Genomic DNA, 25702 nt, shown 5'->3' on the forward strand with positions numbered 1-25702 from the left:
GTCGGGCTATGCCGGTCTTCGACTACGATCCGCCAGAGAGGTTCGTGGCCGGTGCCGTTGGGCAACCGGGAGCACGCGCCTTCTTTCTGCAAGCCCGTGGTCAGGGGCGCATGACGACGGTGGGCCTGGAGAAGTTCCAGGTCGCGGTCCTGGCCGATCGCCTCGACGAGCTGCTCGACGAGGTGCTGCGCCGCAGCGGCGGCACCGCCCCGGTGCCCGCGCTGGCGCCGGTGGAGCTCACTGACAAGGCCCCTCTCGACCTGCCCATCGACGAGGACTTCCGGGTGGGCACCATGGCCCTGGCCTGGGATCCCGACACCTCGCAGGTCGTCATCGAGGCGCAGGAGGTCACCGACGAGGACGAGGAGGAGGACGCGCTCGCCGCCGTCGACGACGACCGGCCCGGATCGGCCGTCCTTCGCGTGCACATCAGCGCCGCCGCCGCCCGTGCCTTCACCCAGCGGGCGCTGGAGATCGTCGCGGCCGGGCGCCCGCCGTGCCCGCTGTGCGGGCAGCCGCTCGACGCCGAGGGACACATCTGCGTACGCCTGAACGGCCACCGGGGGGAGCGCAGTTGAGCGCAGAGAGCGACCCCCGGCTCAGCAGCATCCCTGGCACCTCCGGGCTGGACGACGTCACGGCCCTGCGGCTGCTGCGCGAGGGCACCATCGAGGTCGCGGGCCGGCTGGTCGAGGCGACCAACATGACGCTCTACTGCTCGATCCGCCTCGACGGCATGGTCGCCGAGTGCGTGTACAAACCGGTCAGGGGCGAGCGGCCGCTGTGGGACTTCCCCGACGGCACGCTGGCCGCGCGGGAGGTCGCCGCGTTCGAGGTGTCGGCGGCCACCGGCTGGCGCATCGTGCCGCCGAGCGTCTATCGTGACGGGCCGTTCGGTCCCGGCATGTGCCAGCTCTGGATCGACACCGACCCCGACGTCGACCTCATGGCCCTCATCCGCAGCCGCGACCCGGTGCTGCGCCGCATGGCCATCTTCGACGCCGTCGTCAACAACGCCGACCGCAAGGGCGGCCACCTGCTGCCGCTGCCCGACGGGCACATCTACGGCGTCGACCACGGCGTCTGCTTCTCCACCGAGGACAAGCTGCGCACCGTGCTGTGGCAGTGGCGGGGCAAGCCGCTCCCGCGCGAGGCGGTGAACGTCCTGGCCCGGCTCGAGCGCGAGATCGAGCGCGGCAAGCTGGGCCGCCGGCTGCGCGAGCTGCTGACGCTCGCGGAGGTCGAGGCCACCTGGGAGCGCGTGCGCCGCCTGCTCAGCACCGGCATCCACCCCTTCCCCTCCGAAGACTGGCCCGCGCTGCCCTGGCCGCCTATCTGATCGTCCGCCCGGGGCGTACCCTTCGGGAGGTATGTCCATCTCTACCGGCATGGAGGGAACGGGCGTGTGCACGGTGATCGTGAGCTTCGAGCCTGGCGCGGAGACTCCGGTGGTGCTCGCCGGGATACGGGACGAACTGGCGTCCCGGCCATGGGAGCCCCCGGCGGCGCACTGGCCCCGGTTCCCCGCCCTGGTGGGCGGGCGCGACCTGTCGGCGGGCGGCACGTGGCTGGCCGTCGACCCCGGCGGCCCCGTGGTCGCCGCGCTGCTGAACGGGTGCGGCGAGCCGGCGCCCGAGGCGATCCGCAGGTCCCGCGGCGACCTGCCGCTCAGGGCGGCGGCCCAAGGTGAGCTGCCCGACGGGGACCTCTCCTGCTACGACCCCTTCCACCTGCTCGTCGCCGACCCCGGCGGCGTGCGGCTGTGGAGCTGGGACGGGCGGGAGGTGACCGACGCCAAGCTGCCGGCGGGCCCGCACATCGTGGTCAACAGCGGCTGGGAGCCCGGCGGGTCCGACCCCCGCGTCGCCTACTTCCGGCCGCGCTTCGCCTCGGCCGAGCGCCCCTCCGCGCGCGACGCGGGCGAAGGCTCCTGGGCGGCATGGCGGCGGCTCGCCTCCGGCGCGGGGCTGGCGACCTCCGACCCCAGGGCGCTGGTGGTCCGCAAGGAACTGCCGGACGGGCAGGTGTGGGGGACGTCCTCGATCACCCTGGTCGCCCTCGGCGACGACGCCCTGCGCTACGACTTCTGCTCTCGTCCCGCCGATCCGTCCTCCTGGCGGGAGGTCCTGCGCGTGCCCGCGCCCCGATGACCGGCCGGCCGGTACCGCCGGCGGTCACGGCGGCCACGGCGTTCACGGCGGTCAGCAGAGGATCCCGCCCCAGATGATGGTCACGGTTCTGGAGCCTCCGTTGGAGGTGAAGCGAACCTTGGAGGTGCTGCAGTACGGCGTGCCGTAGGCGGTGATCGTCGCCGAGCTCCCCGCCTGTATCCGTCCCTTCGAGGAGCTCAGGATGCCGCCCTCGGTGATCGTCGCGCGCCAGCTCACCGCCGCGCCCGGCGCCCTCAGCTTGATGTTCACATACGAGATGTAGTCGGAGTTCACTCGGATCTTGCTGGGGCTGACCTGCAGCAGGGGCTTGACCGTCCGCGTCGGCGAGGCGCGCGGGATCGGCGCGGGCTCCTTGGTGGGCTTCTCCTTGGTCTTGGACGGCGAGGGGACCGGCGTCGGTTCGGTCAGCGGCGGCGAAGCCGCAGGCGTGGTCGCCGTCACGCCGGGGGCGGGAGTGGGGGGCAGGGCCACTCCCGGGCTCTCCTTCTTCGCTCCACCGGTGGCCGAGGAGACCAGGGCCACGGCGGCGGCGAGCGTGACGACGCCCGCCCCCGCGACGAGGGCGCGGTTGCGGCGCCTGCGGCGGCGCAGGCTCGTCAGCGCGTGCCTGTCCGTCCCCGGGAACGGCTCCGGCGGCACGGCGGACGGTCCCGTGCCTCTCGCCGCGGAGGCCGAGCCGGTGCCCGGAACGGCGGAGGCCGCGCTCCGCGGCAGGGTGGGCCGGCCCCGGGCCTGCGAGCCGGCCCGGCCCACGTCCGGGGACGCGGTGGGCCCGTCCGTGCCCGGAGGGGGGAGAGCCGGGCCGGCCCCCGGTGCCGGCGACCCGGGCGGCGCCTGCGATGACGCCCCCTCCCTGGGACCCGGCCACAACGGCCGGGAGCTCAGCGGGATCGGCCCCTGGTAGGTGGGCGGAGTCGCGGGCCGGGGCGGCGGTGGCCCCGGCCAGGCCGGGCCGGCCGTGGCGGGCGGGATCTGCGGGACGGGCCCGAACCCGGCGGGCGGGGTCTGCGGACCGGGGCCGAACCCGGCGGGCGGGATCCGCGGGGCCGGGCCGAACCCGAGCTGCACCCCCTCCATGCGGGCCAGCAACTCGCGGGCCTCGGGCCGGCGGGCCGGGACCCGGTCCAGGCAGGCGGTGACGGAGTCCAGCAGCGCCCCGCTCAGCGCCGACAGATCCGGCACGCCGTTCAGGATCCGGTTGATCACCGCGGGCACCGAGTCTTGGCCGAACGGCGCGCGGCCGGTGGCGGCGTAGACGATGGTGCCCGCCCAGGCGAACATGTCGCTCTGGGGTCCGGGGATCGTCCCCGCCAGATGCTCCGGCGCGACGAAGGGGGAGGCGCCGGGCGGCCCGCCCGTCGCCGGCGGAGCATCGAGGACGCGCCCGACGGCGAAGTCGATGACCTGCGGGCCCTGCGGGCCGAGCAGCACGCTCTCCGGCCGGAAGTCGCCGTGCGCCATGCCCGCCTGGTGGATCGCCGTCAGCCCCGTCAGCGTGGCGATGGCGATCTCGGTGAGCGCGTCCCCCGAGCGGGGGCCCTGCTTCTCGACGACCTCCCACAGGGACGGGCCGTTGACGTACTCGGCGGCGTAGTACAGCCGGCCGTCGTGGACGCCGTAGGCGAGGATCCGGGCCACCCGAGGACCGGTCACGCGCTGCGCACGGCGCATCTCCACGCCGAACGAGCGCCGCGCCTGCTCCTCATCGGAGAATCGCCGGTGCAGCAGCTTCACGGCCACGCGGCCGCCTGACTCGGCATCGGCGGCGTAGACCACGCCCTGCCCGCCCTCACCGATCCGCCCAGTCACCCGGTACGAGGCGATCTTGGTGGGATCGGTGGGCCCTAAGGGCCTGGAAGCCGGCAATCGAGCTCTCCCTCGGCATGTGAACGCTAGGTGCCGGCGCCCCCCACCCACGGCGGCAAGATTCTGCCACGTTGGAACGTGACTAAGTACGGTTTTGTGTCATCGATCCCGATCGACACTCCGGCACCAAAACGGACACCCCGGGGTGATCGCACCACTCTGCCGCATGGATAGGCTCAGGGCATGCGATCGTGGTCCGCTCCCGAGATCCCTTCTCTGCCCGGCGCCGGCCTTCCCCTCCGGCTCTACGACACCTCGGCCAGGGGGGTCAGGGACACCTCCCCGGGACCCAAGGCACGGATGTACGTCTGCGGCATCACGCCCTACGACGCGACCCATCTCGGGCACGCCAACACCTATCTCGCCTTCGACCTGGCGAACCGGATGTGGCGGGACGCCGGCCACGAGGTCCACTTCACGCAGAACGCCACCGACGTCGACGATCCGCTGCTCGAGCGCGCCGAGCAGACGGGCGTCGACTGGCGGGAGCTCGCGGAGAGGGAGATCGAGCTCTACCGCACCGACATGGAGGCGCTGCGCATCGTCCCCCCGGACGACTACGTCGGCGTCACCGAGGTCGTCGGCCAGGTCGCCGAGCTGATCGGCCGGCTGAAGGACAAGGGCGCCACCTACCAGGTCGACGACGACGTCTACTTCTCGGTCGCCGCCGCGCCGAAGTTCGGCGCGGTCTCGGGATACCCCGAGGAGCGGATGCTGGAGCTATTCGCCGAGCGCGGCGGCGATCCCGAGCGCCCGGGGAAGCGCCACCCGCTCGACTGGCTGCTGTGGCGGGCCGAGCGCCCGGGTGAGCCGTCCTGGGCCTCGCCGCTCGGCCCCGGCCGGCCCGGCTGGCACGTCGAGTGCACCACGATCGCGCTGAACCGCCTCGGCAGCGGGTTCGACGTGTCGGGCGGCGGCTCGGACCTGATCTTCCCGCACCACGAGATGGGCGCCAGCGAGGGGCACGTCGCCACGGGGGAGTGGCCCTTCGCCAAGGCGTACGTGCACGCGGGCATGGTCGGCCTCGACGGCGAGAAGATGTCCAAGTCCCGGGGCAACCTGGTCTTCGTCTCCCGGCTCCGGGCCGAGCACGACCCGATGGCGGTGCGGCTGGCGCTGCTCGCCCACCACTACCGCGAAGACTGGGAGTGGACCGGCGACCAGATCGTCTCCGCGACCGAGCGGCTGGCCCGCTGGCGCGCGGCGTTCGCCTGCCCGGCCGGCCCCGACGCCCTGCCCGTGCTGCGGCGCGTCCGCGAGCGCATGACCGACGACCTCGACGCGCCGGGAGCCCTCGCGGCGATCGACGACTGGGCGGCCCGGGCGGTCGCGGGGGAGGGCGGCGACGCCGGCGCCCCCGCCCTGGTCCGCGCCACCGCCGACTCGCTCCTCGGCATCGCCCTCTGACACCACGCCGGGGCCAGTGGGTTCACATGGTCCTGGTGGCCCGCGTCGTGCGATCGCCCGTGCGGCGCGGGCGGAGGCTCAGTCGGTGGGCAGGAGCGTGCCCAGGGGCCCGAGATCGAGGTTCAGGTCGGAGGGGGACAGGTCGAAGCGCTCGCACAGCTCCGTCATGGCCTCCTCCAGCCGCATCAGCGTGAGCCCGAGCGTCTCGATCTGGTCGTCGGACAGGTCGCCCTGGTCCATGCGCCGCACGCACTGGCGCTCCACGAGCTGCCGGACCAGCTCGACCAGCGTGAGCACCAGGCGGGTCAGGTCACGCTCGACCGTCTCAGGGTCGGTGTCCAGCCGCCATGGCCCCGACCGCGACCGGCGGGGTTCACGGTAAGGACCCGATCCCGGCGTGGGCTCGGGGTACGGGCCGGGTGTGGGTTCGGGGTACGGACCGGGCCCCGGCGGGGGCGTGGGTCCGGGATGCGGGCCCGGCGGTGGTTCGGGATATGGGCCGGGCGTGGGCGGGGGCGTGGGCTCAGGGTACGGGCCGGGCGTGGGTTCGGGATGCGGGCCGGGCGTGGGCACGGGGTACGGGTCAGGTCCTGGCGGGGGCATGGGTTCGGGATGTGGGCCGGGTGGGGGCGTGGGTTCGGGGTAGGGGCCGGGCCTCGGCGGCGGCTTGCGGCCGGGACGCGGCTGCGGCGGGGTGGGCTCACGGCCGGGATCGCCCATGGCGGACCCCCGTTTCCAGCGGCTCGGACTCCCGTACGGACATGATCAGCGCCCGCAGGGAGATGCGCACCAGGTCGATGTCGGCGATGGAGAGGACCAGGTCGCCGGTGATCACGACGCCTCCCGCCAGCAGGCGGTCCAGCAGGTCCACCAGGGCGACGCGCTCGGCGGGCAGCCTGCCCTCGGCGGCCAGCTCGGCGCCCCGCGGCGCGAACTCACGGACCATCGCGGTCCTCCGGGGCCGCGCCGGCGGCCTCCAGTGCGGTGAAGGAGTACGGCGCCCACGGCCCGGTGAGCTCGAGCTGCACTCCCGGCCCGCGAAGCGCCTCCAGCGTGGCGGCGAACTCCTCGCGGCGCTCCTCGTCCACCAGGTAGGCGCCGTTGAGCAGCATCCACTCCTCGCGCCCCGAGAGCTGCGGATCCTGGGGGCGGTGCCGCGTGCTCGCGACCGCGACGTCCGCCAGGGCGGCGTGGATCCGCTCGGCGCGCTCGGCGGCCTCGCGCCAGGCCTGGTCGCGGCTGCGCAGGCTCGCCTTGCGGCGCCGGAGGTATTCGGTGCCCGGCTTCGTGCTCGGCGGCTCGCGGCCCGCCAGACCGCCCGAGGTCTCCGAGACCGCCGAGGTCCCTGAGGTGGCCGACGTGCCGGCGGTCCCCGAGGTCCCTGAGGTGGCCGGGGTGCCGGCGGTCTCCGAGGTCGCCGAGGTGCCGGCAGTGCCTGAGGTCGGGGAGGTCTTTGAGGTGGGCGTGGGGTGGGCGGTGCCTGAGGCCGCCGGCGCGGCGGGCCGGTCCGCGTACGCCTTCACGCCCCACTCCCGGCGCCCGGCGACCTGCGCCAAGATGGCGGCGAACTCGCCGCGCCGCCGGTCCAGCATGTCGCGGACCTGGTCGTCGCCGCTGTAGACGGTCACCAGCCGCACCGGGGCGGTGGCGGCGGTCTCGGCCACGGCCTCCACGACGCGGTGGTGGGCGCGGGCGGTCTCGCCGACCCAGTCCAGGTCTTCCAGCGAGCGCCGCAGCGGCTCCTCCCCGAACTCCTCCAACGGCACGGTGCTCACGTACGCGACCAGCCCCGCATGGGTGATGGCGCGCACCGGCGCCCCGGTCACGCCCTCCAGCCCGGAGAGGGCGGCCGGATCGGCGCGGTCCTCCTGCCGGGTGACCGCGTACAGGTACGTTCCCGTGTCAGCCACCGCGCTCCTCCTCGCAGGCGAGCCCCGGATACGGCCCCACGCCGGTCGGCACCGTCCTCCCGCCGACGATCGTCGGGTGGGGGCCGGGGTCGGTCGTCGTGATTCTCGGTCGGGGGTCCGTGGCGGTCGTCGTGGTGCTCGGGCGGAGGTCAGGGTCGGTCGTCGTGGTGGTCGGGTGGGGGGACGGGGCGACTGGCGTGGTGGTCGGGTTGGGGGTCGGGTCAGTCATCGCGGTTCTCCCTGCGGGTGGGCCGGTAGGCGGTCTCGCGCTCGGGCTCGTAGGTGCGGGCCCTTCGCGGGCGCTCGAGCCGCCGGGGCTCGGGCTCCTCCCGCTCGTCCTCCACCTCGAGCCGCTCGTCCTCGACCACCGCGAGCTGCTCGCCTTCGACCGCGGCGAGCCGGCGCCGCAGCCGGCGGTTCTCCTCCACCAGGTCGTGGTCCTTGGAGCTGAGCCACGGATCGTGCTCCCACCAGTCGATGCCGAGCTCCCGCGCCGTGTCGACCGACGCGATCAGCAGCCGCAGCTTGATGGTGAGCAGCTCGATGTCCAGCAGGTTCACCCGGATGTCGCCCACGATCACGACGCCGCGGTCCAGCACGCGTTCCAGGATGTCGCCGAGGTTGCCGCCCGAGTCGCGTGCCACGGGCGCGCGCGGCGCGCTGTAGGAGGACATCACGTTCGCGGGTCGCGTCGGATCGGACATGTCAGTACACCCCGCCCGTGTCGCCCTTGGCGCGCTTGTAGCTGCGTACCCTCCGGTAGGAGACCAGGTCGCCCTCGGAGTCCAGGTCGATCGCGTAGATCGCCAGCGTGTCGCCGGAGGAGGGGATCCGATGGTCTTCGACCACCTCCACCTCGACGCTCCAGCCGTCGCCCGCAGGCTTCACGAGCGTGACGCCCTCGATGTCCTTGCCGGTCAGGTCGGTCATGTAGTCCAGCCCGGCGCGCCCGGCGGTGGCCGCCGTCAGGCGCCGGGACGTCCGCGCCCTCCGGCGCCCCGGCTCCGGCTTCGGCTCCTCGTCGAGGAATTCCTCCTCCACGGCGTCGTCACCGGCCCTGTCGTACTCGTAGGGGTCGCCGGGACGGCCGGCGATCCGCTCACCACGGGGTCTGCGACTGGCAGGCACCCCCATCACCTCCTTGCGCCCGGCCTTGCCGCCGCGGGCGGGCGGCCGGTGAACGTGCGTGACCCCCGCAAGTGCGAGGTCCACATACCTTCACCGGGTCGCCTTTCCTTTCCGCCCGCTGTGGCGTCCGCGAAATCGGCGCCGCGACGACGAGAAAGTGGTACGGCGATGGCGGCGCCGCCGTACGTCGGCCGACCCGGCGAACGTTCGTGGACATCGCACTAGCCGATCATCCGCTGCAGGATCTCCTCGGTGGCGCGGGCGCTCTCCTCCTCGGAGATCTGCCCTGCCGCCCGCGCCTGCTCGACCTCCTCGAGCTGCCGTCGTACGGACGCCGGATCGTGGAGCTGCTGCTCCACCTGTTCCTCGATGAGCTCGCCGAGCCGGATCAGCACCTGGACCGGCGCGAGCGGCCACCCGAAGAGGAGCTTGAACAGGCCCATCTCCCTGCCACCTTCTTCACCTCTGCGTCGTGACGAAGTCGTAGGGCGCCTGCGGGCCGAGCAGCCGCAGGGTGACGCGGTCGGCCCAGCGGCGGCCGAACTCCTCGAGGGCCGCCTCGAACTCCTCCTGCCGGTCGGCCTCCACCAGGGCGGCCAGGTGGGCGGCGTCCTCCTCGTGGGTCGGCTCCCTGATGACGATCGTGACGGCGTGCGGGGCCAGGCCCTCGGCGAGCTCCTGGGTGTCGGCGTCGCGCTTGGCCTCGATCGACTGGTTGATGATCTCGCCGAGCCGGATGCGCGCGTCCCAGGTCGCCTCCTCGGGGAGCTCGCGGATCTCCTCGCGCAGGCGGGCCGCCTCCGGCTGCTCGCGCAGAACTTCCCGCAGGACCGTGCCCTCCTCGTAGCGGGCCTTGACCACGTACTGCGCCCGCCCCTCGAGCTGCTCCAGCGCCTCGTGGAACTCGTCGTGATGGGGTGCCAGCAGCTCCCGGACGACCGCCTCCGGGCTCTCCATGACCGCCCCGAAGCGCAGCGGGAGCACCGGCACTTCCGCGGCCACGTCGTCCAGCAGGTTCTGGTGCGCCATCAGATCCTGCGGCTTGCCGAGGGGACGGTTCGGCCGCAGGTCGCTGATCAGCGCCGCGATGTCCTGGTGACGGACCAGCCTGATCTCGCCCGGCGGGTCGCCCACGCCGCGGGCCTCGGGGGTCAGCTCGACGTCCGCGGGCAGGATGCCGTAGATGTACGACGCCGTCGCCCGCTCCTCCTTCGGGCCAGGCGTGCCGGCCTCCTCGCCGGCCCGGTCGGAGCCCTGCGCCGCGGGACGGGGCTTGGAGCGTGCCGTCTCGGTGGAACGTGCCATGGTCAGTCCTCCTCGCGCCCGCGCCTGCGGCGCGCCGGCTCCTCTGCGGGCTCGCTGATGAAGTCGCGCAGCCGCTCGCCGGCGGCCTCCAGCGCACCCTGGGCGATGCCCTTGGTCTTCGACTTGGCCACGCCCTGCGTCATGTCCTGCATCAGCTCGGGAAGCCCCTTCTGGCCTTCCGCGAGGTCCAGCCGGTTGACCGCCTGGGCGAACCGCAGGTAGGTGTCCACGCTGGCGACGACGATACGGGCGTTGATGGTCAGCAACTCGATGCCCACCAGCGCGACGCTGACGTAGGCGTCGATGACGAGGCCCTTGTCGAGGATCGTGTCGATCACGTCGGCCAGTCCGCCACCCGATGAGGACGGTCGTCCGGCCGCTCCGCCGGCTGAGGGCTGCACGATGGTCATCGAATCTCCTTGAGTGTGGCGGCCCCGGGCTTCGGCCCTGGGGTGCAAACGCGGTACGGTGCGGCACGGGTTGGTGTAGGTCCGGGGTTGCCCGGCGGCGAGGACCAAGCCGTTGGGCTTACCGCCGGGCCGGCGGGATGTGCAGCTTGTGGAGGCTGCGTAAGACCCTGGCTTGGGTTCGTCCCGGGGGCTGTCGCCGGTGAAGCAGGAAGGTCCGACCTGCGAGGGTTGGAATCCTCCGGCTTCAGCCGCGGGGAGGAAGTCAAAGGCTCTACTCCTTGCGTTCGTTCTGTCTGGGGGCGGGCCGACGCCGTGGCGGGGGTTCCTCGTGCTCGGTCTCCGGCCTGCGCCGCCGCGGGGGCGCTTCCTCGTGCTCGCCGCTCTCGGAACGCCGGCCGCGCGGGCGCGGCTCCTCGCTCGCGGGCCTCTCGGGCCGCTCGGACCTCTCGGGCCGCTCGGACCTCTCGGGCCGCTCGGGCCGGGATGCCCGGCCGCGCCGCTCCTCCGCCGCGCTCTCGCGTCCCCTCGGCCTCTCCCGGTGCTCTTCGCGCCTCGGCCCCCAGGGAAGGCGCCGGCGCGTCCGATGCCCTTCGCCCTCGCGGGCCTCCTCGCCTTCGGCGCGCTCCGAAGCGGCGGGCGCGCCCTCGGGCTCCTCCTCGGGCTCTCCCTCTTCCTCTTCGGCCTCCTCCTCGCCTTCCTCCGGCTCCGCGCCCTCCTCGGCGGCCTCCTCGCCTTCTTCTTCGCCCTCTTCGCCCTCTTCGTACTCGGCTTCCTCGGGCTCGGGCTCCTCGCCGCGTTCGCGCTTCTCGCGCTCTTCCTCTTCACGAACGGCGGTCTCGTGGTCCTTGACGACCTCGCCCTCGTGGATGATCCCGCGCCAGCCCTCGACCTCGTCGGGATGCAGGAGGTCCTCGGTCATGATGTGCCGGCGGATGTGCTTGAACTCAAGGCGAGCCCGGCGGCCCTGCGCCCGCCACATGTTGCCGACGTGCTCCATGAACCCCTTGGGGTGGTACTCGAGCACCATGAGCACCCGGGTCATGTCCGGGGTGAGGTCGTGGAAGGTCACGGTCCCGTCGACGTAGCCCTTCGCGCCCTGCGAACGCCAGATGATCTTGTCGTCCGGCACCTGCTCGGAGATCGTGGACTGCCAGGTCCGCCGCGACCAGAAGATCTTCGCCTGCCAGGTGAGCTTCTCGTCGCTCTCCTGGACGACCTTCTCGACCTTCTTCGTGAACTTCGGCCAGTCCTGGAACTGCGTCCACTGGTTGTAGACCACCCGGATCGGGGCGCCGATGTCGAGGGACTCGACGATGTTGGTGAGCTTGAGCTTCTTGGTGCCTCGCCCGCCGAACCCCAGTTTCTTCTTCACGCCGCCCCACGCGAGCTTGGCCAGGCCCTTGAACCGGCCCATACGGCCTTCGGTCCCGGCCAGCTGCCCGACCGTGCGCATCCCGCCGCTCTCGGCGAAGTCGGTGAGCCGCTTGGTGGTGTCCTCGACCCTGCGCCGCACCGCGGAGAGCGCGAGCTTGCCCGCGAGGCCGGCGAGCCCGCGCATCTGGTGCTTGAGAGGGTTGGTCGCCGCGCCCGGACCTTCCTTGATCTCGCCCGCCATCGAAGGTCACCTCCGGGTCCGGTGGATCGGCCGTGTACGTGGCGGCGGCTGGTCACGGACCACCCGGCCGCGCGGCCTGGGCTCCTCGTCCTCGTCCTCGTCCTTCGGCCCCTCGTCCTCTTCGGCCGGCCTTCGCGTTCCGCGTCCGGCGGGCCGCTCGCGGTCCTCCGGCGGCCCGCGCCGCGGGGGAGGCTCCTCTTCGTACTCGTCCTCCTCCTCGTACTCCTCCTCCTCGTAGGGCTCCTCCTCTACGGGCTCCTCCTCGGCGCGCGGGCGCACGCGGGACCTGGCCGCGCGAAAGCCTCCCGTGGCCCGGTCGCGGAGGCTGGTGACCCCGCCCTTGGCCGTCTTGGTGGCCCCCTCGGCCGCGCCGGCCGTGGCCTCCTCCAGGCCCGCCGCGACGTTCGCCGCGTGCTGCAGGGCCTCGGCCCGGTCCTGGAGCTTGGTGCTGAGCGTGCTGACCTGCCTGCTCGCCGCCGCCTTCGCCGCGGCCTTCCCGGCCTCGAACAGGTCGCCCCGGACACTGTTGATGATCTTCTCCAGCTCCGGGGAGGAACCGGCCAGCTTCAGCCCCTGCTCCAGGAGGTTGCCGCGCGTGCCGCCGAGCCGCCCCGTGGCTCCCGCCACTCCCAGCGCGACCGCGAGCTTGAACCTGCGGTGCCGGCCGAGGAAGTAGCCGAGGGCGACGGCCAGGGCCACCTTCAGTCCGTCTGTCACGATTGCCTCCTTCTCCGGCTTCCCGTCTCGGGATCCGCCCGGTGAGGCCGCCTCCGGTTCACCTGGATTCGCGCCTGTCTGGCGCATGCGGCGGGAAGCGGGATGCCCCCGATGTACGGAAGCGGCTCACTTCCGGATCGTCGAGTGCCCTACCCGGCCACATTGCCTCAGAACGCTCATTGCCGGAAAAAGTGGACATGGAGCCCAAAGATGGTGAAATGTTCGCCGTCGTGCCGTCGCCCGCGTGCAGGCGGGCAGAGGGGCACGCGCGGTGGGAGGTGTGCCGGGAGGCCCTACGCCATGGCGGCGAGGAACCGCTCCCGCTCCTCGGCCGGGAGCCGGTCGGAGAACAGGACGCCGTCCAGGTGGTCCACCTCGTGCTGGAGCACCCTGGCCAGCATGCCGAGCGCGCGCACGGTGACCGGCTTGCCGTACATGTCGCGCCCCCGCGCGACGACCGAATAGGACCGCTCCAAGGGCCACCAGAGGTTCGGCGCCGACAGGCAGGCCTCGTCGGCCACGACCGTGCGCTCGGACAGCTCCAGGCGCGGATTCACCAGGTGGCCGGACCTGCCGTCCAGCTCGAAGGTCAGCACGCGCAGCGGCACGCCGATCTGCGGCGCGGCGAGCCCCGCGCGGCCGGAGCCGGCACGCGTGGTGAGCTGGAGCGACTTCACCAGGTCGCGCAGCGGGCGGTCGAAGCTCGTCACCGGCTGGGCCACGGTGCGCAGCACGGGGTCTGCGAAAAGCCTGATCGGCTGGACGCTGGTCATGCCGCTCCCGGGGGTGACGAGGACTCCGTGGAAGTTCCTGGAGAGGATGCCCTCCCGGCCGCCCGGGCAACCTTTGTAAATCCGTGTTGCCATCGTGATGCCTGTAGATCACATGTTTCGCCCGTGCGTCAGACGTAACGCCGATATCTGACATTCGTCGTCGGGCGGTGTGATCCGCGTCGATACCTTCAGGTCCTCCCACCCCCGGAGCAACGCAGGAGGAACCGTGACGGTGACGGAGGCGACCGAAACCACCGCGGCGAGAGGCCGCTGGATCAGCGACTGGAACCCGGACGACCCGGGCTTCTGGGAGAGCCGGGGCAAGGGCGTCGCACGCCGGAACCTGGCATTCTCCATCCTGGCCGAACACCTCGGCTTCACCCTCTGGACCGTCTGGAGCATCGTCGCCGTCAAGCTCGGCGCCTACAGGTTCTCCACCGACCAGCTCTTCTGGCTGGTCTCGCTGCCCAACCTGGTCGGCTCGACGCTGCGCCTGCCCTACACGTTCGCGCCCGCGAAGTTCGGCGGCCGCAACTGGACGGTGGTGAGCGCCCTGCTGCTGCTCGTGCCGGCCGCCCTGCTCGCCATCGCCGTCGCAAACCCCGCCACGCCGTACTGGGCCTTCCTGCTCATCGCCGCGACGGCCGGCCTCGGCGGCGGCAACTTCGCCTCCAGCATGGCCAACATCACCTACTTCTACCCCGAGCGCAGGCAGGGCTGGGCGCTCGGCCTGAACGCCGCCGGCGGCAACATCGGCGTCAGCTCCGTACAGCTCGTCATGCCGCTCGTGATCACCGGCTTCGGGCTGGCGGCGGCCGGCCTGTTCTGGGTGCCCTTCATCATCGTGGCCGCGGTGGGCGCGTTCTTCTTCATGGACAACCTCACCACCGCCAAGGCGAGCGCGAGGGAGCAGCTGAAGATCGCCGGCCGGGCCCAGACGTGGATCATGTCCTTCCTCTACATCGGCACCTTCGGCTCGTTCATCGGCTACACCACCGCCTTCCCCCTGCTCATCAAGAGCCAGTTCCCCGAGTACACCTCCGCCGTCACCTGGGCCTTCCTCGGGGCGCTCGTCGGCTCGCTGATCAGGCCGCTCGGCGGCAGGCTCTCGGACCGGCTCGGCGGAGGACGGGTCACGCTGTGGAACTTCGTCGCCATGGGCGGCGCCATCGCACTGGTCGGGTTCGGGCTCGGCGCGCACAGCTTCGTCTTCTTCTTCGGCTCCTACCTGCTCCTGGTGGCGCTGACCGGGATCGGCAACGGCTCCACCTACCGGATGATCCCGGCCATCTTCAAGGCCAAGGCGGTCGAGGGCGTCTCCGCCGACGACCGGGCCGCGTACGAGGCCGCCGCCGCGAAGGGCAGGCGCGACAGCTCGGCGGCAATCGGGATCATCTCGGCCATCGGCGCGTTCGGCGGGTTCTTCATCAACCGTGGCTTCGGCACCTCGATCGCGGCGACCGGCGGCGCGGGGGCCGCGCTGGCGGCGTTCGCCTGCTTCTACGTCCTGTGCGCGGCGCTGACCTGGTTCTGCTACCTGCGCACCGTCGGCGTGCGGCTCGCCCCCAGCCTCGCCACGGCCCGCGTCTGAGCCCGCTTCCGGGAGCGGACCCCGCCCGGGCGGCACCACATCGGGTGCCGCCCGGGCGAAGGCGCGTATCGCCGCTCACGGCCTGAGGCCGGTGATGTGCGCACATCGGACCCGCTCCGATGTGAACGCGGTTGGCGGCTTGTAGCACAGAGGTAACAGGAGGGACCCAACGGTGAAACGGCGTGAAAGCACCATCGAACCCATGCCGATCTCACTTTCCCCGCCGGCGCCTGTGATGTCGCCGGTCCATCAGGGAGAGGCGACGCACTGCCCGTACTGCGCGCTGCAGTGCGGCATGTACGTCAGCGGCGGCATCGGGGAGGCGGCGGGCGGCACGCTCACCATCACCCCGCGGCACGACATCCCGGCCAACGCCGGAGGGCTCTGCCAGAAGGGCTGGACGGCGGGCGAACTGCTCACCGGCGGCGTGCGGCTCACCACGCCGCTCGCCCGCGCGAGCCGCACGAGCCCCCTCGTGCCGGTGAGCTGGGAGGAGGCGCTCGACCGCATCGCAGGCGCCATCCGCGAGACCCAGGCGCGGCATGGCGCGGACGCGGTGGCCGTGTTCGGCGGCGGCGGCCTCACCAACGAGAAGGCCTACCAGCTCGGCAAGTTCGCCCGGGTGGCGCTGCGGACCAGCCAGATCGACTACAACGGCCGCTTCTGCATGTCCTCGGCGGCCGCCGCCGCCAACCGGGCGTTCGGGATGGACCGGGGGCTGCCGTTCCCCATCACCGACCTCGCCGAGGCGGACGCCGTCATGATGGTCGGCGGCAACGTCGCGGAGACCATGCCGCCCTTTCTGCGGCACCTGAACAACGCGCTGATCGTCGTCGACCCCAGGGACACCCGGACGGCCAGGCAGGCCACGCTGCACCTGCGCGTCACACCGGGCACCGACCTGGCCCTGGCCCTCGGGCTGCTGCACATCGCGATCACCGAGGGGTACGCCGACCAGGACTACATCGCCGCCCGCACCACCGGTTTCCCGGCGGTCCGCGAGTCGGTCGCCGCCTGGTGGCCCGAACGCGTCGAGCGGATCACCGGCGTGCCGGTCGCCCGGATGCGCGAGGCGGTCCACCTCCTCGGAGGCGCCGGCAAGGCGATGATCCTCACCGGCAGGGGCGCCGAGCAGCACTCCAAGGGCGTCGACACGGTGACCGCCTTCATCAACCTCGCCCTCGCCCTCGGCCTGCCGGGGCGGGCCGGCTCCGGGTACGGCTGCGTCACCGGGCAGGGCAACGGCCAGGGCGGCCGCGAGCACGGGCAGAAGGCCGACCAGCTCCCCGGCTACCGCAGGATCGACGACCCGGCCGCGCGCGCGCACGTCGCCGGCGTCTGGGGCGTCGACCCCGATGAGCTTCCCGGGCCCGGCCGCTCGGCGTACGAGCTGCTCGACGCGCTCGGCACCGACGGCGGTGCCAAGGCGCTGCTGGTGTTCGGGTCCAACCCCGTGGTGTCGGCCCCCCGCGCGAGCCACGTGGCCGGGCGGCTCGCCGCGCTGGACCTGCTGGTGGTCTCCGACTTCGTGCTGTCGGAGACCGCCGCCATGGCCGACGTCGTGCTCCCCACCACGCAGTGGGCCGAGGAGCACGGCACCATGACCAACCTGGAGGGCAGGGTGCTGCTCCGCCGCCAGGCCGTCGCTCCGCCCTCGGGGGTGCGGAGCGACCTCGCGATCATCTCCGCGCTGGCCGCGCGGCTCGGGCACGACGAGGGCTTCTCCGCCGATCCCGGCACGGTGTTCGACGAGCTGCGCCGGGCCAGCGCGGGGGGCGTCGCCGACTACTCGGGCATCACCTACGAGCGCATCGCCGCCGAGACCGGCGTCTTCTGGCCGGCTCCCTCGCAGGACCACCCGGGCACCCCGCGCCCCTTTCTGGACCGGTTCCCGACGCCGGACGGCCGGGCCAGGTTCCTCCCGGTGGAGCACCGGCCGGTGGCCGAGGAGGTCGACGAGGACTACCCGTACTACCTGACCACCGGGCGCGTCCTCGCCCACTACCAGAGCGGCGCGCAGACCCGGCGCGTCGCGGCGCTGAACGAGGCGGCGCCCGAGCCCTTCGTGGAGCTCCACACCGACCTGGCCGAACACCTCGGCGTCGCCTCGGGCGACCTGGTCAGGGTGTCCAGCCGCAGGGGCTTCGCCGAGGCCGTCGCCAAGGTCGGCCGGGGGCTGCGCCACGACACGGTGTTCATGCCCTTCCACTGGGAGGGCGCGAACCGCCTCACCAACCCGGCCCTGGACCCGGTGTCCCGGATGCCGGAGTTCAAGGTCTGCGCCGTGAACGTCGAGCGGGCCGGATCCCAGCCCTCCGATCGGGGGGAGGACGCGTGAAGCTCGTCGTCATCGGCAACGGCATGGCCGGTGGAAGGCTGGCCGACGAGGTCCGGGCGCGCGACAAGGACATCGACATGACGGTGTTCGGCGCCGAGACCCGCAGGCCCTACAACCGGGTGCTGCTGTCCAACGTGCTCGCCGGCACCGCGAGCCCTGAGCAGGTGCGCCTGCCGGCCCAGACCGAAGGCGTCACCACCCGGCTCGGCGTCACGGTCACCGCGATCGACCCGGAGTCCCGCACCATCCTCACCGACGACGGCGGGCGCGAGCCGTACGACGTGCTGGTGCTGGCCACCGGCAGCGAGCCGGTCGTGCCGCCCATTCCCGGCGCCACGCGGGCGATCGCGTTCCGGACCATGGACGACTGCCACAGGATCCTCCAGGCGGCGGCGACCGCGACCGGCGCGGTGGTGGTCGGCGGCGGCCTGCTGGGCGTCGAGGCCGCGCGGGGCCTCGCCGGGCGAGGCATGCCGGTCACCCTGCTGCACTTGGCCGGCCACCTGATGGAGCGCCAGCTCGACCCCGAGGCGGGGCTGGTGCTCGGCGAGGCGCTGACCGGGCTCGGGGTGACCGTCAGGACCGGGGCGCGGGTCACGGCGATCCACGCTCACGGCGTCGAGCTGGCGACCGGAGAGATCCTGGCCTCGGAGCTGGTGGTCCTCGCCTGCGGGGTGCGGCCGCTGGTCTCCCTCGCCAGGGACGCCGGCCTCGAGGTGAACCGCGGCGTCGTCGTGGACGACAGGATGCGCACCTCCGACCCGGCGATCTACGCCATCGGGGAGTGCGCCCAGCACGACGGCACGGTGTACGGCCTGGTGGCGCCCGCCTGGGAGCAGGCGGCCGTGGTGGCCGACCTGATCACCGGGGCCGACCGGGCGGCCAGGTACCGCGGATCGCGCCTGGTCACCCGGCTGAAGGCCCGCAGCGTCGAGCTGGCCTCGATGGGTGAGGCGCACCTGACCGAGGATCCCGCCGAGGCCGTCGAGGTCGTCCGCTTCACCCACAGGGCGCGCGGCATCTACCGCAAGCTCGTGATCAGGAACGACCGCCTGGTGGGCGCGATCCTGCTCGGAGACGCGCCCACCGTGGGAACGCTCACACAGCTGTACGACCGGGGCGGGCAGCTTCCCGGCGACCCCGCCGGGCTGCTGTTCCCGGGCCTGGAGCACGCGACGCCGGCGGACAGCCCGGTGCGCATGCCCGACTCGGCGCGGGTGTGCGAGTGCAACAACGTGACCAAGGGCCGGATCCGCGCCTGCTGGGAGGCGGGCGCGCGCGACACGGCCGCCGTGGCGGCGGCCACCAGGGCCACGACCGGCTGCGGGAGCTGCCGGGACGCGGTGGAGGGAATCATCGGCTGGCTGTGCGAGCAGGAGGAGGAGGTCCGCGCGTGAGGATCGTGGTGGTCGGGTATGGGCCGACGGCCCACCGGCTCGTCGAGACGCTGACCGACAGGAGATTCACCGGAACGATCACCGTCATCGGGGAGGAACCGAGGCCCGCCTACGACCGGGTGGCGCTGACCTCCTACCTGACGGACGCCTCCCTTTCGGATCTGACCTATCCCGCCCCTGAGGGGCTGACGGCGGTGCGGCTGGCCGATCGGGTGGACTCGATCGACCGCGACCGCCGCGTGGTGACCACCGCGAGCGGGCACGAGGAGCCGTACGACGTCCTGGTGCTGGCCACCGGGTCGGCTCCGTTCGTGCCGCCGGTGCCGGGCGCCGGGCGGGCCTTCGTCTACCGGACGATCGACGACCTGGATGCCATCCGCGCGGCCTCCGCGGGCGCCGCCTCGGGGGTGGTGGTCGGCGGCGGGCTGCTCGGGCTGGAGGCCGCCGACGCGCTGCGCGGCCTCGGACTGTCCACGCACGTCGTCGAGATGGGCGGCCGGCTGATGCCGCGCCAGGTCGACGAGGGCGGCGGCTCGGTGCTCAGAGGGCACATCGAACGGCTCGGCCTCGCCGTGCACACCGGCACCGGCCTGAACCGCATCGAGGAGGACCGGGTCGTCCTCGCCGACGGCACCGAGATCGACGCCGGGGTGGTCGTCTTCTCCGCGGGGATCCGGCCGCGTGACGAGCTGGCCCGCCAGGCCGGGCTGCCCGTGGGCGAGCGCGGCGGCGTCGTCGTCGACCAGGGGATGCGCACCGCCGACCCGGCGATCTACGCGGTCGGGGAGTGCGCCCTGGTGGGCGGCATGGTGTACGGCCTGGTCGCCCCCTGCTTCACCATGGCGGAGGTGGCGGCCGACCGCATTCTCGGCGGATCGGCGGAGTTCACCGGCGGCGACCTGTCGGCCAAGCTGAAGCTGCTCGGCGTGGACGTGGCCAGCTTCGGGCAGCTCTCCGGCGCGCTCGACGTGACGTACATGGACCCCGTGGGCGGCGTCTACAAGAAGCTGTTCATCAGCGACGACGCCCGCACGCTGCTCGGCGGCATCTGCGTGGGCGACGCCGCGCCCTACAGCCTGCTGCGCCCGCTGGTCGGCAGGGAGCTGACCGCCCAGCCGAGCGACCTGCTGTTCGCGGGGTCGGGCGCCGGCCTGTCCGAAGCCGACTTCCCCGACGACGCGCAGGTCTGCTCCTGCAACAACGTCACCAAGGGGGAGATCAGCACCGCCATCACCGGGCTGGGGCTGACCGACGTCGCGGGCGTCAAGAAGTGCACCCGCGCGGGCACCAGCTGCGGAAGCTGCGTGCCGGCGCTGGCCTCGATCCTGGCCTCCGAGGGGGTCGTGCTCAGCAAGGCGCTGTGCGAGCACTTCGACCACAGCAGGCCCGAGCTGTTCGACATCGTCAGGGTGCGCGGGATCACGACGTTCTCCCAGCTCATCGCCGAGCACGGCAAGGGGCGCGGCTGCGACATCTGCAAGCCCGCCGTCGCCTCGATCCTCGCCTCGCTCAACGGCGGGCACGTCCTGGAAGGCGAGCAGGCGGCGCTGCAGGACACCAACGACCACTTCCTGGCCAACATCCAGAAGAACGGCACGTACTCGGTCGTGCCGCGCATCCCCGGCGGCGAGATCACCCCCGAGAAGCTCATCGTGATCGGGGAGGTGGCCCGCGACTTCGGCCTCTACACCAAGATCACCGGCGGGCAGCGGATCGACCTGTTCGGCGCGAGGGTGGAGGAGCTTCCCAAGATCTGGAAGCGGCTGGTCGACGCCGGCTTCGAGTCAGGGCACGCGTACGGCAAGGCGCTGCGCACCGTGAAGTCCTGCGTCGGGTCCACCTGGTGCAGGTACGGCGTCCAGGACGCGGTGGGCATGGCGATCGCGCTCGAACTGCGGTACCGGGGGCTGCGCTCCCCGCACAAGATCAAGGCGGCCGTTTCCGGCTGCGCGAGGGAGTGCGCGGAGGCCCGGGGCAAGGACTTCGGGGTCATCGCGACCGAGAACGGCTGGAACCTCTACGTCGGCGGCAACGGCGGCTTCAAGCCCCGCCACGCCGACCTGCTGGCGAGCGACCTGACCGACGAGGAACTGGTCCGCACGATCGACCGCTTCCTGATGTTCTACATCCGCACGGCCGACCGGCTCCAGCGCACCGCCGCCTGGGTGCAGGGCGTCGGCCTCGACTACCTCCGTGCCGTGATCATGAATGACTCGCTCGGCATCTGCGCCGACCTCGACGCGGGGATGGAGCGGCACGTGGCCGGCTACTTCGACGAGTGGGCCGCCACGGTCGAGGATCCCGACAAGCTGCGCCGGTTCGTCAGCTTCGTCAACGCCCCCGACACCCCCGACCCGTCCATCGTCTTCGAGGCCGAACGCGACCAGATCAAGCCTGTTCTCGTGGAGGTGACACGCGCATGACGATCATCCAGCAGAACCCGGCGACCCGGTCGAGCATCCGGGAGGCGTGGGTTCCGATCTGTGCCTACACCGACCTGCTGCCCGAACGCGGGGCCGCCGCCCTGGTCGCCGGCCACCAGGTCGCGGTGTTCCGCACCTTCGACGGCCGCCTGTTCGCCGTCGGCAACCGCGACCCGTTCAGCGGGGCGTACGTGATCTCCCGGGGCATCGTCGGGACCAGGGGCGAGGAGCCCGTGGTCGCCGCGCCGATGCACAAACAGCCGTTCTCCCTGGTGACGGGCGTCTGCCTGGACGATCCCGCGACGGCGATCCCGACCTATCCGATCCGTGTCGTGAACGGCACCGTGGAGGTGAGCGCGGCATGACGGCCGCTCTACTGGAAGATCCGCTGACGGCCCCGGAAACGGCGCCCGACGCGCTCGCGGGCTTCACCATCGGGGTGACCGCGACCCGCCGGAAGGAGGAGTTCGCCGCCCTGCTGGAGCGGCGCGGCGCCCGCGTCGTCCGCGCTCCCGCCATCCGGCTCGTGCCGCTCGCGGAGGACGCCGACCTGCTGGCGGCCACCCGCGACTGCCTGGATGGGCCCATCGACGACGTCGTGGTCACCACAGGAGTCGGGTTCCGCGGCTGGGTCGCCGCCGCCGAGGGCTGGGGGCTGTCCACCGACCTGGCCGACCACCTCGCGAGCGCCCGGCTGCTGCCCCGCGGCCCGAAGGCCCGCGGCGCCGTCCGCGCCGCCGGGCTGAACGACCACTGGACCCCGCCGACGGAGTCCTGCGAGGAGATCAAGGACTACCTCCTCGGCCAGGACCTGCGAGGCCGCCGCATCGTGGTCCAGCTGCACGGCGAGCCGCTGACCGGGTTCGTGGCGGCTCTGCGCGCGGCCGGCGCCACCGTGATCGAGGTGCCGGTCTACCGCTGGCTGCCCTACCGCGACCCCTCGCCGCTGCGCCGCCTGATCACCCAGGCGATCTCGGGCTCGGTGGACGCCGTGGCCTTCACCAGCGCCCCGGCTGTGCTCGCCATGCTCAACGCGGCCCGGGCGGAGGGCCTGGAGGACGCGCTGGTCGGGGCGTTCACGGGCCCGGTCGTCGCGGCCTGCGTCGGACCGGTCACGGCGGCGCCGCTGCTGGCCAAGGGCGTGCCCGTCATCCAGCCGGAGCGTTCCCGGCTCGGCGCGCTGGCGCGCACCCTCGCCCGGCACCTGCCCGAGCACAGCGTCACCCGGGTCACCGCCGGCTCCCACGCGCTGGAGATCCGCGGGCACGCCGTCGGCGTGGACGGGGAGCTCAAGCCGCTCCCGCCGGCCCCGATGGCGGTGCTGAAGCGCCTGGCGGAGCGTCCCGGCCACGTCGTGCCCCGCTCGGACCTGCGCATCGTGCTGCCCGGCGGCCCCTCCAGGGACTCGGCCGAGCACGCGGTGGAGATGGCCGTCACCCGCCTGCGCCGCGCCCTCGGCCCCTCGGGCATCGTCGAGACCGTCGTGAAGCGCGGCTACCGCCTGGCCTGCGACCGGCCGGACGCCCGATGACGCTCGTCCTGGTCGCCCACGGCACGCGGAGCGCCGCGGGCGAGGCCACGCTGTCGGCCCTGGTCGGGCAGGTGAGACGGGCGCGGCCGGGGCACCGGGTCGAGCTGGGGTACCTGGAGATCAGCTCGCCGCCGCTCGCCGAGGTGCTGGCGGCGGTCCCCGGGCCGGTCGTCGTGGTCCCGCTGCTGCTGGCCGGCGGCTACCACATCCACATCGACCTGCCCGCCGTCGTGGCCCGATCCCGGCCGGACGCGCTCGTCGCCGGCCCGCTGGGGCCCCACCCCCTGATCACCTCCGTGCTGGTCCGCCGGCTGGCGTCCGCGGGCCTTAGGGCGACCGACGCCGTCATCCTGGGCGCCGCGGGCTCCTCCGACCCCGCGGCCCTCGCCGACGTGCGCTCCGCCGCCCGGCTGCTGTCGGTACGGCTCGCGCGCCCGGTCACCGCGGCGTTCGCCTCGGCGGGCGACCCGCCCCTCGCGGCGGCCATGGAGAGGCTGCGCTCGGGCCCGGCCCCCCGCATCGCGGTCGCCTCCTACCTGCTGGCTCCCGGCTTCTTCCAGGGCCGCCTGGAGTCGAGCGAGGCCGACCTGGTCAGCCGCCCGCTGGGCGCCGACGGCGACCTCGCCGCCTTGGTGTGGCACCGGTTCGACGAGGCCACCGCGCGGTCCGGCGTGCCGGTTCCCCGGCCGCGGAGCGGCAGCCGGGAGATCCCCGGCCTGCTCAGGAGAGCGCCGGCGCCGGGGGCGTGACGGCCTCCAGGCGCAGCTCCCGCACGATCTCCACCGCGCCGTCGTCACGGGACAGGCCCGAACCCGCGCCGATGAACATCTCGTAGTAGGCGTGCCGGAAGCATCCGGCGAGCAGCAGGCGGGCGCTGGCCTCGGGCCTGACGTCCGGCGCCACCCGGCCGAGCACCCGCTCGGCGGCCAGGTACTCGGCCAGAGGGGCGATCTCGGAGGCGGGGCCGAGTTCCGTCTCGCGCAGCGCCTCGCGGAAGCGCACCGTGACCGACGGGGAGATGAACGCGGGCATCGCCGCGGCCTGCACCTCGGCGTAGTAGTCGATGCCGGCCCGGGCCACCGGCAGGAGGTTGTCGTTCACCCGGCCCTTGCCTGCCCGGTACATGAGGTCGTCGAGGGTGCGCAGCCAGACCGGCAGGCGGTCCTGCAGGAGGGCGAGGAACATCTCGACGGCCTGGGCCGGGGTCGTGCCGCGCAGTTGCGGGTACGCGAGAGCCTCCCCGGGACGGCGTCCGGCGCCGTCGGGAACGAGGACGTCGTCGTCCCCGTCTTGCCGTCTCATGAACACCGACATTTCAAGGACGCGTCGCCGCGTCTCCTGTGCTCTCTTGTGCGGATCAGGATATGGAGTCGCCATGGGGGTCCCAAGGTGCGCAGTCACATGTGTAGGTTCAGCACGCGGATGGCGCCGTTCACGATGTTTGCGGAGTCGTGTTCGTCCCCGTTATCGAATCGTTGCCGCGCGGGTGTGCCGCCCGGGGGCAAAGGTGCAGAACGGGCGCAGCGGCCAATTATTACTGGAAAACCGCACCGCTCGTGGCGAATAACGGGAACTATGCGAAATGCGCCTTTATGTGGCGCGGAGCTGGTGTTCGACGGAGCCTGCGGCCTTTCCGGCCGCTCCGCTCAGCCGTCGTCGTCGTTGTCGCGACGCCGCAGATAGCGCTCGAACTCGGCCGCGATCGCGTCACCGCTGGCCTCGGGAAGCTCGGCGGCGTCCTTGCGCTCTTCCAGCTCGCGGACGTACTCGGCGACCTCGGAGTCCTGGGAGGCGAGCTCGTCCACCCCGTGCTCCCACGCCCGCGCCTCCTCGGGCAGCTCGCCCAGCGGCATGGGGATGTCCAGCAGATCCTCCATGCGGCGCAGCAGCGCGAGCGTGGCCTTCGGGTTGGGCGGCTGGGCGACGTAGTGGGGGACCGACGCCCACAGCGAGACGGTCTTGGTGCCGGCGGTGCCAAGGGTGTGCTGGAGCACCCCGACGATGCCCGTCGGGCCCTCGTAGCGGGTCAGCTCCAGGTTGAGCGAGCGGGCGAGGCCCGGGTCGCTCACCGAACCCACGACCGGCACCGGCCTGGTGTGCGGGGAGTCGTTGAGCAGCGCTCCGAGCAGGACCGCGGTCTCCACGCCGAGCTCCAGGCAGATGGCGACGATCTCGGAGCAGAAGGTGCGCCAGCGCATGTTCGGCTCGATGCCGCGCAGCAGCACCACGTCACGCTGGCTGCCCGGCGGGCGGGCCACCAGCAGGCGGGTCGTCGGCCACACGATCGACCGGGTGACGCCGTCGCCGAGCTCCACGACCGGGCGGGTCACCTGGAAGTCGTAGTAGTCCTCGGGGTCGAGCTCGACCAGCGGAGTGGCCTTCCACTCCGACTCCAGGTGTGCGAGAGCGCCGCTCGAGGCCTCTCCCGCGTCGTTCCACCCCTCGAACGCGGCGATCAGCACCGGGTCGACGAGCTCGGGAAGTCCTTCGAGCTCGATCACGCGCCGCCTCCTCCTGCCTGGCCGAGGCCGCCCACGGTTTCGAGCGGCCCCACGGCCGCCGGCGGCGGCCTCGTACCCCACAAGCCTATTCGTTGAGGGGTGCTCGGTGTCACAGAGAGGGCAGAGCAGGGTCTGAGAGAAGTCTGGAGCGGCGGCCGTTGTTCGCTTCGGGCGATCGCGGGCTGTCCGATCACCGCGGGCGGACGGGCTCCCGAGCGCTCCCGCTAGGCTTGGGCGCATGAATAGCGGAGCGTCCTTCAGGCAGGCACTGTCCGAGCGTGTGATCGTCGCGGACGGTGCCATGGGGACGATGTTGCAGGCCTATGACCCGACTCTTGATGATTTCGATGGTCATGAGGGTTGCAATGAGGTGCTGAATGTTACTCGGCCGGACATTGTTCGGGGGGTGCATGACGCGTATTTCGCGGTTGGTGTTGATTGTGTGGAGACCAACACGTTCGGGGCGAATCTGGCGGCGTTGGCGGAGTATGGGATCGCTGATCGGGTTTTTGAGTTGTCGGTCGCGGGGGCGCGGCTGGCGCGGGAGTCGGCGGATGGGTGGTCGCGGGGGGATGGTCGGCCGCGGTTCGTGCTGGGGTCGATGGGGCCGGGGACCAAG

27 protein-coding genes are annotated in these 25702 nt (G+C 72.7%); 12 read left to right on the plus strand and 15 right to left on the minus strand.

Annotated features, from left to right (window positions below):
- Positions 1-8: 8 nt before the first annotated feature.
- From MYF83_RS17730 to MYF83_RS17740, 3 genes are read left to right on the plus strand one after another with little or no spacing between them, the layout of a single operon-like run.
- Entirely contained in the window at positions 9-578 is a 570-nt protein-coding gene (locus MYF83_RS17730; RefSeq protein ID WP_248961554.1) for a DUF3090 domain-containing protein, read from the plus strand.
- On the plus strand, positions 575-1339 hold the full coding sequence (locus tag MYF83_RS17735; protein ID WP_248961555.1) for an SCO1664 family protein: 765 nt from the start codon (positions 575-577) through the stop codon (positions 1337-1339). The genes MYF83_RS17730 and MYF83_RS17735 overlap by 4 nt, the downstream gene beginning before the upstream one ends.
- 31 nt (positions 1340-1370) lie before the next feature.
- Positions 1371-2150, plus strand: a complete 780-nt coding sequence (locus MYF83_RS17740; RefSeq protein ID WP_279339668.1) for an NRDE family protein — start codon at positions 1371-1373, stop codon at positions 2148-2150.
- A 51-nt stretch (positions 2151-2201) separates the two neighbouring features.
- Here MYF83_RS17740 and MYF83_RS17745 read toward each other — a convergent pair whose 3' ends face one another.
- Positions 2202-3980 carry a serine/threonine protein kinase gene (locus tag MYF83_RS17745; RefSeq protein WP_248961556.1) on the minus strand — a complete coding sequence of 593 codons (1779 nt, stop codon included), beginning with the start codon at positions 3978-3980 and terminating at the stop codon, positions 2202-2204.
- Between the two features lie 240 nt (positions 3981-4220).
- Between MYF83_RS17745 and mshC the strand changes: the two genes are divergently transcribed.
- Positions 4221-5444 carry a cysteine--1-D-myo-inosityl 2-amino-2-deoxy-alpha-D-glucopyranoside ligase gene (gene mshC / locus MYF83_RS17750; RefSeq protein WP_248961557.1) on the plus strand — a complete coding sequence of 408 codons (1224 nt, stop codon included), beginning with the start codon at positions 4221-4223 and terminating at the stop codon, positions 5442-5444.
- Positions 5445-5522: 78 nt separating this feature from the next.
- Here the strand turns inward: mshC and MYF83_RS42825 are convergent, their stop codons facing one another.
- The 12 genes from MYF83_RS42825 to MYF83_RS17810 all read right to left on the minus strand — a co-directional run bounded on the left by MYF83_RS42825 (position 5523) and on the right by MYF83_RS17810 (position 13395).
- Positions 5523-6164 carry a gas vesicle protein K gene (locus MYF83_RS42825; protein ID WP_308201466.1) on the minus strand — a complete coding sequence of 214 codons (642 nt, stop codon included), beginning with the start codon at positions 6162-6164 and terminating at the stop codon, positions 5523-5525.
- Positions 6145-6390 carry a gas vesicle protein gene (locus MYF83_RS17760; RefSeq protein WP_248961559.1) on the minus strand — a complete coding sequence of 82 codons (246 nt, stop codon included), beginning with the start codon at positions 6388-6390 and terminating at the stop codon, positions 6145-6147. The genes MYF83_RS42825 and MYF83_RS17760 overlap by 20 nt, the downstream gene beginning before the upstream one ends.
- Complete coding sequence (locus MYF83_RS17765) at positions 6380-7354, minus strand: GvpL/GvpF family gas vesicle protein (protein ID WP_248961560.1); 975 nt, start codon at positions 7352-7354, stop codon at positions 6380-6382. The genes MYF83_RS17760 and MYF83_RS17765 overlap by 11 nt, the downstream gene beginning before the upstream one ends.
- Complete coding sequence (locus MYF83_RS17770; RefSeq protein ID WP_248961561.1) at positions 7347-7583, minus strand: hypothetical protein; 237 nt, start codon at positions 7581-7583, stop codon at positions 7347-7349. The genes MYF83_RS17765 and MYF83_RS17770 overlap by 8 nt, the downstream gene beginning before the upstream one ends.
- Positions 7576-8058 (minus strand): gas vesicle protein, encoded by a 483-nt coding sequence (locus tag MYF83_RS17775; protein WP_372500185.1) that lies wholly within the window; start codon positions 8056-8058, stop codon positions 7576-7578. Before MYF83_RS17775 ends, MYF83_RS17770 begins: the two co-directional genes overlap by 8 nt.
- Position 8059: 1 nt before the next feature.
- Positions 8060-8566: a gas vesicle protein GvpO gene (gene gvpO, locus MYF83_RS17780; protein WP_248961562.1), complete on the minus strand. Its 507-nt coding sequence runs from the start codon at positions 8564-8566 to the stop codon at positions 8060-8062.
- A gap of 137 nt (positions 8567-8703) precedes the next feature.
- On the minus strand, positions 8704-8925 hold the full coding sequence (locus tag MYF83_RS17785; RefSeq protein WP_248961563.1) for a gas vesicle protein GvpG: 222 nt from the start codon (positions 8923-8925) through the stop codon (positions 8704-8706).
- Positions 8926-8941: 16 nt separating this feature from the next.
- A complete protein-coding gene (locus MYF83_RS17790; protein WP_248961564.1) occupies positions 8942-9787 on the minus strand; it encodes a GvpL/GvpF family gas vesicle protein in 846 nt (281 codons plus the stop codon).
- Positions 9788-9789: 2 nt separating this feature from the next.
- A complete protein-coding gene (gvpJ, locus tag MYF83_RS44780; RefSeq protein WP_248961565.1) occupies positions 9790-10197 on the minus strand; it encodes a gas vesicle protein GvpJ in 408 nt (135 codons plus the stop codon).
- Positions 10198-10468: 271 nt separating this feature from the next.
- Positions 10469-11812 carry an SRPBCC family protein gene (locus MYF83_RS17800; protein ID WP_248961566.1) on the minus strand — a complete coding sequence of 448 codons (1344 nt, stop codon included), beginning with the start codon at positions 11810-11812 and terminating at the stop codon, positions 10469-10471.
- Positions 11813-11818: 6 nt separating this feature from the next.
- Positions 11819-12529 carry a hypothetical protein gene (locus MYF83_RS17805; RefSeq protein ID WP_248961567.1) on the minus strand — a complete coding sequence of 237 codons (711 nt, stop codon included), beginning with the start codon at positions 12527-12529 and terminating at the stop codon, positions 11819-11821.
- A 293-nt stretch (positions 12530-12822) separates the two neighbouring features.
- Positions 12823-13395, minus strand: coding sequence for a peptide deformylase (locus MYF83_RS17810; RefSeq protein ID WP_248961568.1), 573 nt, complete (start codon positions 13393-13395; stop codon positions 12823-12825).
- 133 nt (positions 13396-13528) lie between these two features.
- Here MYF83_RS17810 and MYF83_RS17815 point away from each other — a divergent pair, with 133 nt between their 5' ends.
- The 7 genes from MYF83_RS17815 to MYF83_RS17845 all read left to right on the plus strand — a co-directional run bounded on the left by MYF83_RS17815 (position 13529) and on the right by MYF83_RS17845 (position 23331).
- Positions 13529-14893: an MFS transporter gene (locus MYF83_RS17815; protein WP_248961569.1), complete on the plus strand. Its 1365-nt coding sequence runs from the start codon at positions 13529-13531 to the stop codon at positions 14891-14893.
- Between the two features lie 235 nt (positions 14894-15128).
- Positions 15129-17231, plus strand: coding sequence for a molybdopterin oxidoreductase family protein (locus MYF83_RS17820; protein ID WP_248961570.1), 2103 nt, complete (start codon positions 15129-15131; stop codon positions 17229-17231).
- Positions 17228-18628, plus strand: coding sequence for an FAD-dependent oxidoreductase (locus MYF83_RS17825; protein WP_248961571.1), 1401 nt, complete (start codon positions 17228-17230; stop codon positions 18626-18628). Before MYF83_RS17820 ends, MYF83_RS17825 begins: the two co-directional genes overlap by 4 nt.
- Positions 18625-21051, plus strand: coding sequence for a nitrite reductase large subunit NirB (nirB, locus tag MYF83_RS17830; RefSeq protein WP_248961572.1), 2427 nt, complete (start codon positions 18625-18627; stop codon positions 21049-21051). The genes MYF83_RS17825 and nirB overlap by 4 nt, the downstream gene beginning before the upstream one ends.
- Positions 21048-21416 (plus strand): nitrite reductase small subunit NirD, encoded by a 369-nt coding sequence (nirD, locus tag MYF83_RS17835; protein ID WP_248961573.1) that lies wholly within the window; start codon positions 21048-21050, stop codon positions 21414-21416. Before nirB ends, nirD begins: the two co-directional genes overlap by 4 nt.
- Positions 21413-22582 (plus strand): uroporphyrinogen-III synthase, encoded by a 1170-nt coding sequence (locus MYF83_RS17840; protein ID WP_248961574.1) that lies wholly within the window; start codon positions 21413-21415, stop codon positions 22580-22582. The genes nirD and MYF83_RS17840 overlap by 4 nt, the downstream gene beginning before the upstream one ends.
- Positions 22579-23331 carry a sirohydrochlorin chelatase gene (locus MYF83_RS17845; protein ID WP_248961575.1) on the plus strand — a complete coding sequence of 251 codons (753 nt, stop codon included), beginning with the start codon at positions 22579-22581 and terminating at the stop codon, positions 23329-23331. The genes MYF83_RS17840 and MYF83_RS17845 overlap by 4 nt, the downstream gene beginning before the upstream one ends.
- Here the strand turns inward: MYF83_RS17845 and MYF83_RS17850 are convergent.
- Both MYF83_RS17850 and MYF83_RS17855 read right to left on the minus strand, forming a co-directional pair.
- Positions 23303-23884 carry a hypothetical protein gene (locus MYF83_RS17850; protein ID WP_248961576.1) on the minus strand — a complete coding sequence of 194 codons (582 nt, stop codon included), beginning with the start codon at positions 23882-23884 and terminating at the stop codon, positions 23303-23305. The two genes, MYF83_RS17845 and MYF83_RS17850, sit on opposite strands and share 29 nt — an antisense overlap.
- Positions 23885-24228: 344 nt before the next feature.
- The gene (locus tag MYF83_RS17855) at positions 24229-25083 is read right to left on the minus strand and encodes a PAC2 family protein (RefSeq protein ID WP_248961577.1); all 855 of its coding nucleotides are present in this window, start codon (positions 25081-25083) and stop codon (positions 24229-24231) included.
- A gap of 238 nt (positions 25084-25321) precedes the next feature.
- On the opposite strand from MYF83_RS17855, the gene MYF83_RS17860 reads away from it, so the two are divergent.
- The coding region (locus tag MYF83_RS17860) for a homocysteine S-methyltransferase family protein (RefSeq protein WP_248961578.1) at positions 25322-25702 on the plus strand (381 nt) is incomplete at its 3' end.

It is taken from the genome of Sphaerisporangium perillae, assembly GCF_023276435.1.
In the GTDB taxonomy this organism is placed as follows: domain Bacteria; phylum Actinomycetota; class Actinomycetes; order Streptosporangiales; family Streptosporangiaceae; genus Sphaerisporangium; species Sphaerisporangium perillae.

What these genes read in the sequence shown, in the direction of transcription:
- MYF83_RS17770 (WP_248961561.1), bottom strand. Translation starts at nt 7,583, where the DNA reads ATGACTGACCCGACCCCCAACCCGACCACCACGCCAGTCGCCCCGTCC.
- MYF83_RS17810 (WP_248961568.1), bottom strand. Translation starts at nt 13,395, where the DNA reads ATGGCAACACGGATTTACAAAGGTTGCCCGGGCGGCCGGGAGGGCATC.
- MYF83_RS17760 (WP_248961559.1), bottom strand. Translation starts at nt 6,390, where the DNA reads ATGGTCCGTGAGTTCGCGCCGCGGGGCGCCGAGCTGGCCGCCGAGGGC.
- MYF83_RS17850 (WP_248961576.1), bottom strand. Translation starts at nt 23,884, where the DNA reads ATGAGACGGCAAGACGGGGACGACGACGTCCTCGTTCCCGACGGCGCC.
- MYF83_RS17785 (WP_248961563.1), bottom strand. Translation starts at nt 8,925, where the DNA reads ATGGGCCTGTTCAAGCTCCTCTTCGGGTGGCCGCTCGCGCCGGTCCAG.
- MYF83_RS17730 (WP_248961554.1), top strand. Translation starts at nt 9, where the DNA reads ATGCCGGTCTTCGACTACGATCCGCCAGAGAGGTTCGTGGCCGGTGCC.
- MYF83_RS17740 (WP_279339668.1), top strand. Translation starts at nt 1,371, where the DNA reads ATGTCCATCTCTACCGGCATGGAGGGAACGGGCGTGTGCACGGTGATC.
- MYF83_RS17840 (WP_248961574.1), top strand. Translation starts at nt 21,413, where the DNA reads ATGACGGCCGCTCTACTGGAAGATCCGCTGACGGCCCCGGAAACGGCG.
- MYF83_RS17775 (WP_372500185.1), bottom strand. Translation starts at nt 8,058, where the DNA reads ATGTCCGATCCGACGCGACCCGCGAACGTGATGTCCTCCTACAGCGCG.
- gvpJ (WP_248961565.1), bottom strand. Translation starts at nt 10,197, where the DNA reads ATGACCATCGTGCAGCCCTCAGCCGGCGGAGCGGCCGGACGACCGTCC.
- mshC (WP_248961557.1), top strand. Translation starts at nt 4,221, where the DNA reads ATGCGATCGTGGTCCGCTCCCGAGATCCCTTCTCTGCCCGGCGCCGGC.
- MYF83_RS17845 (WP_248961575.1), top strand. Translation starts at nt 22,579, where the DNA reads ATGACGCTCGTCCTGGTCGCCCACGGCACGCGGAGCGCCGCGGGCGAG.
- nirD (WP_248961573.1), top strand. Translation starts at nt 21,048, where the DNA reads ATGACGATCATCCAGCAGAACCCGGCGACCCGGTCGAGCATCCGGGAG.
- MYF83_RS17790 (WP_248961564.1), bottom strand. Translation starts at nt 9,787, where the DNA reads ATGGCACGTTCCACCGAGACGGCACGCTCCAAGCCCCGTCCCGCGGCG.
- MYF83_RS17820 (WP_248961570.1), top strand. Translation starts at nt 15,129, where the DNA reads ATGTCGCCGGTCCATCAGGGAGAGGCGACGCACTGCCCGTACTGCGCG.
- MYF83_RS42825 (WP_308201466.1), bottom strand. Translation starts at nt 6,164, where the DNA reads ATGGGCGATCCCGGCCGTGAGCCCACCCCGCCGCAGCCGCGTCCCGGC.
- MYF83_RS17800 (WP_248961566.1), bottom strand. Translation starts at nt 11,812, where the DNA reads ATGGCGGGCGAGATCAAGGAAGGTCCGGGCGCGGCGACCAACCCTCTC.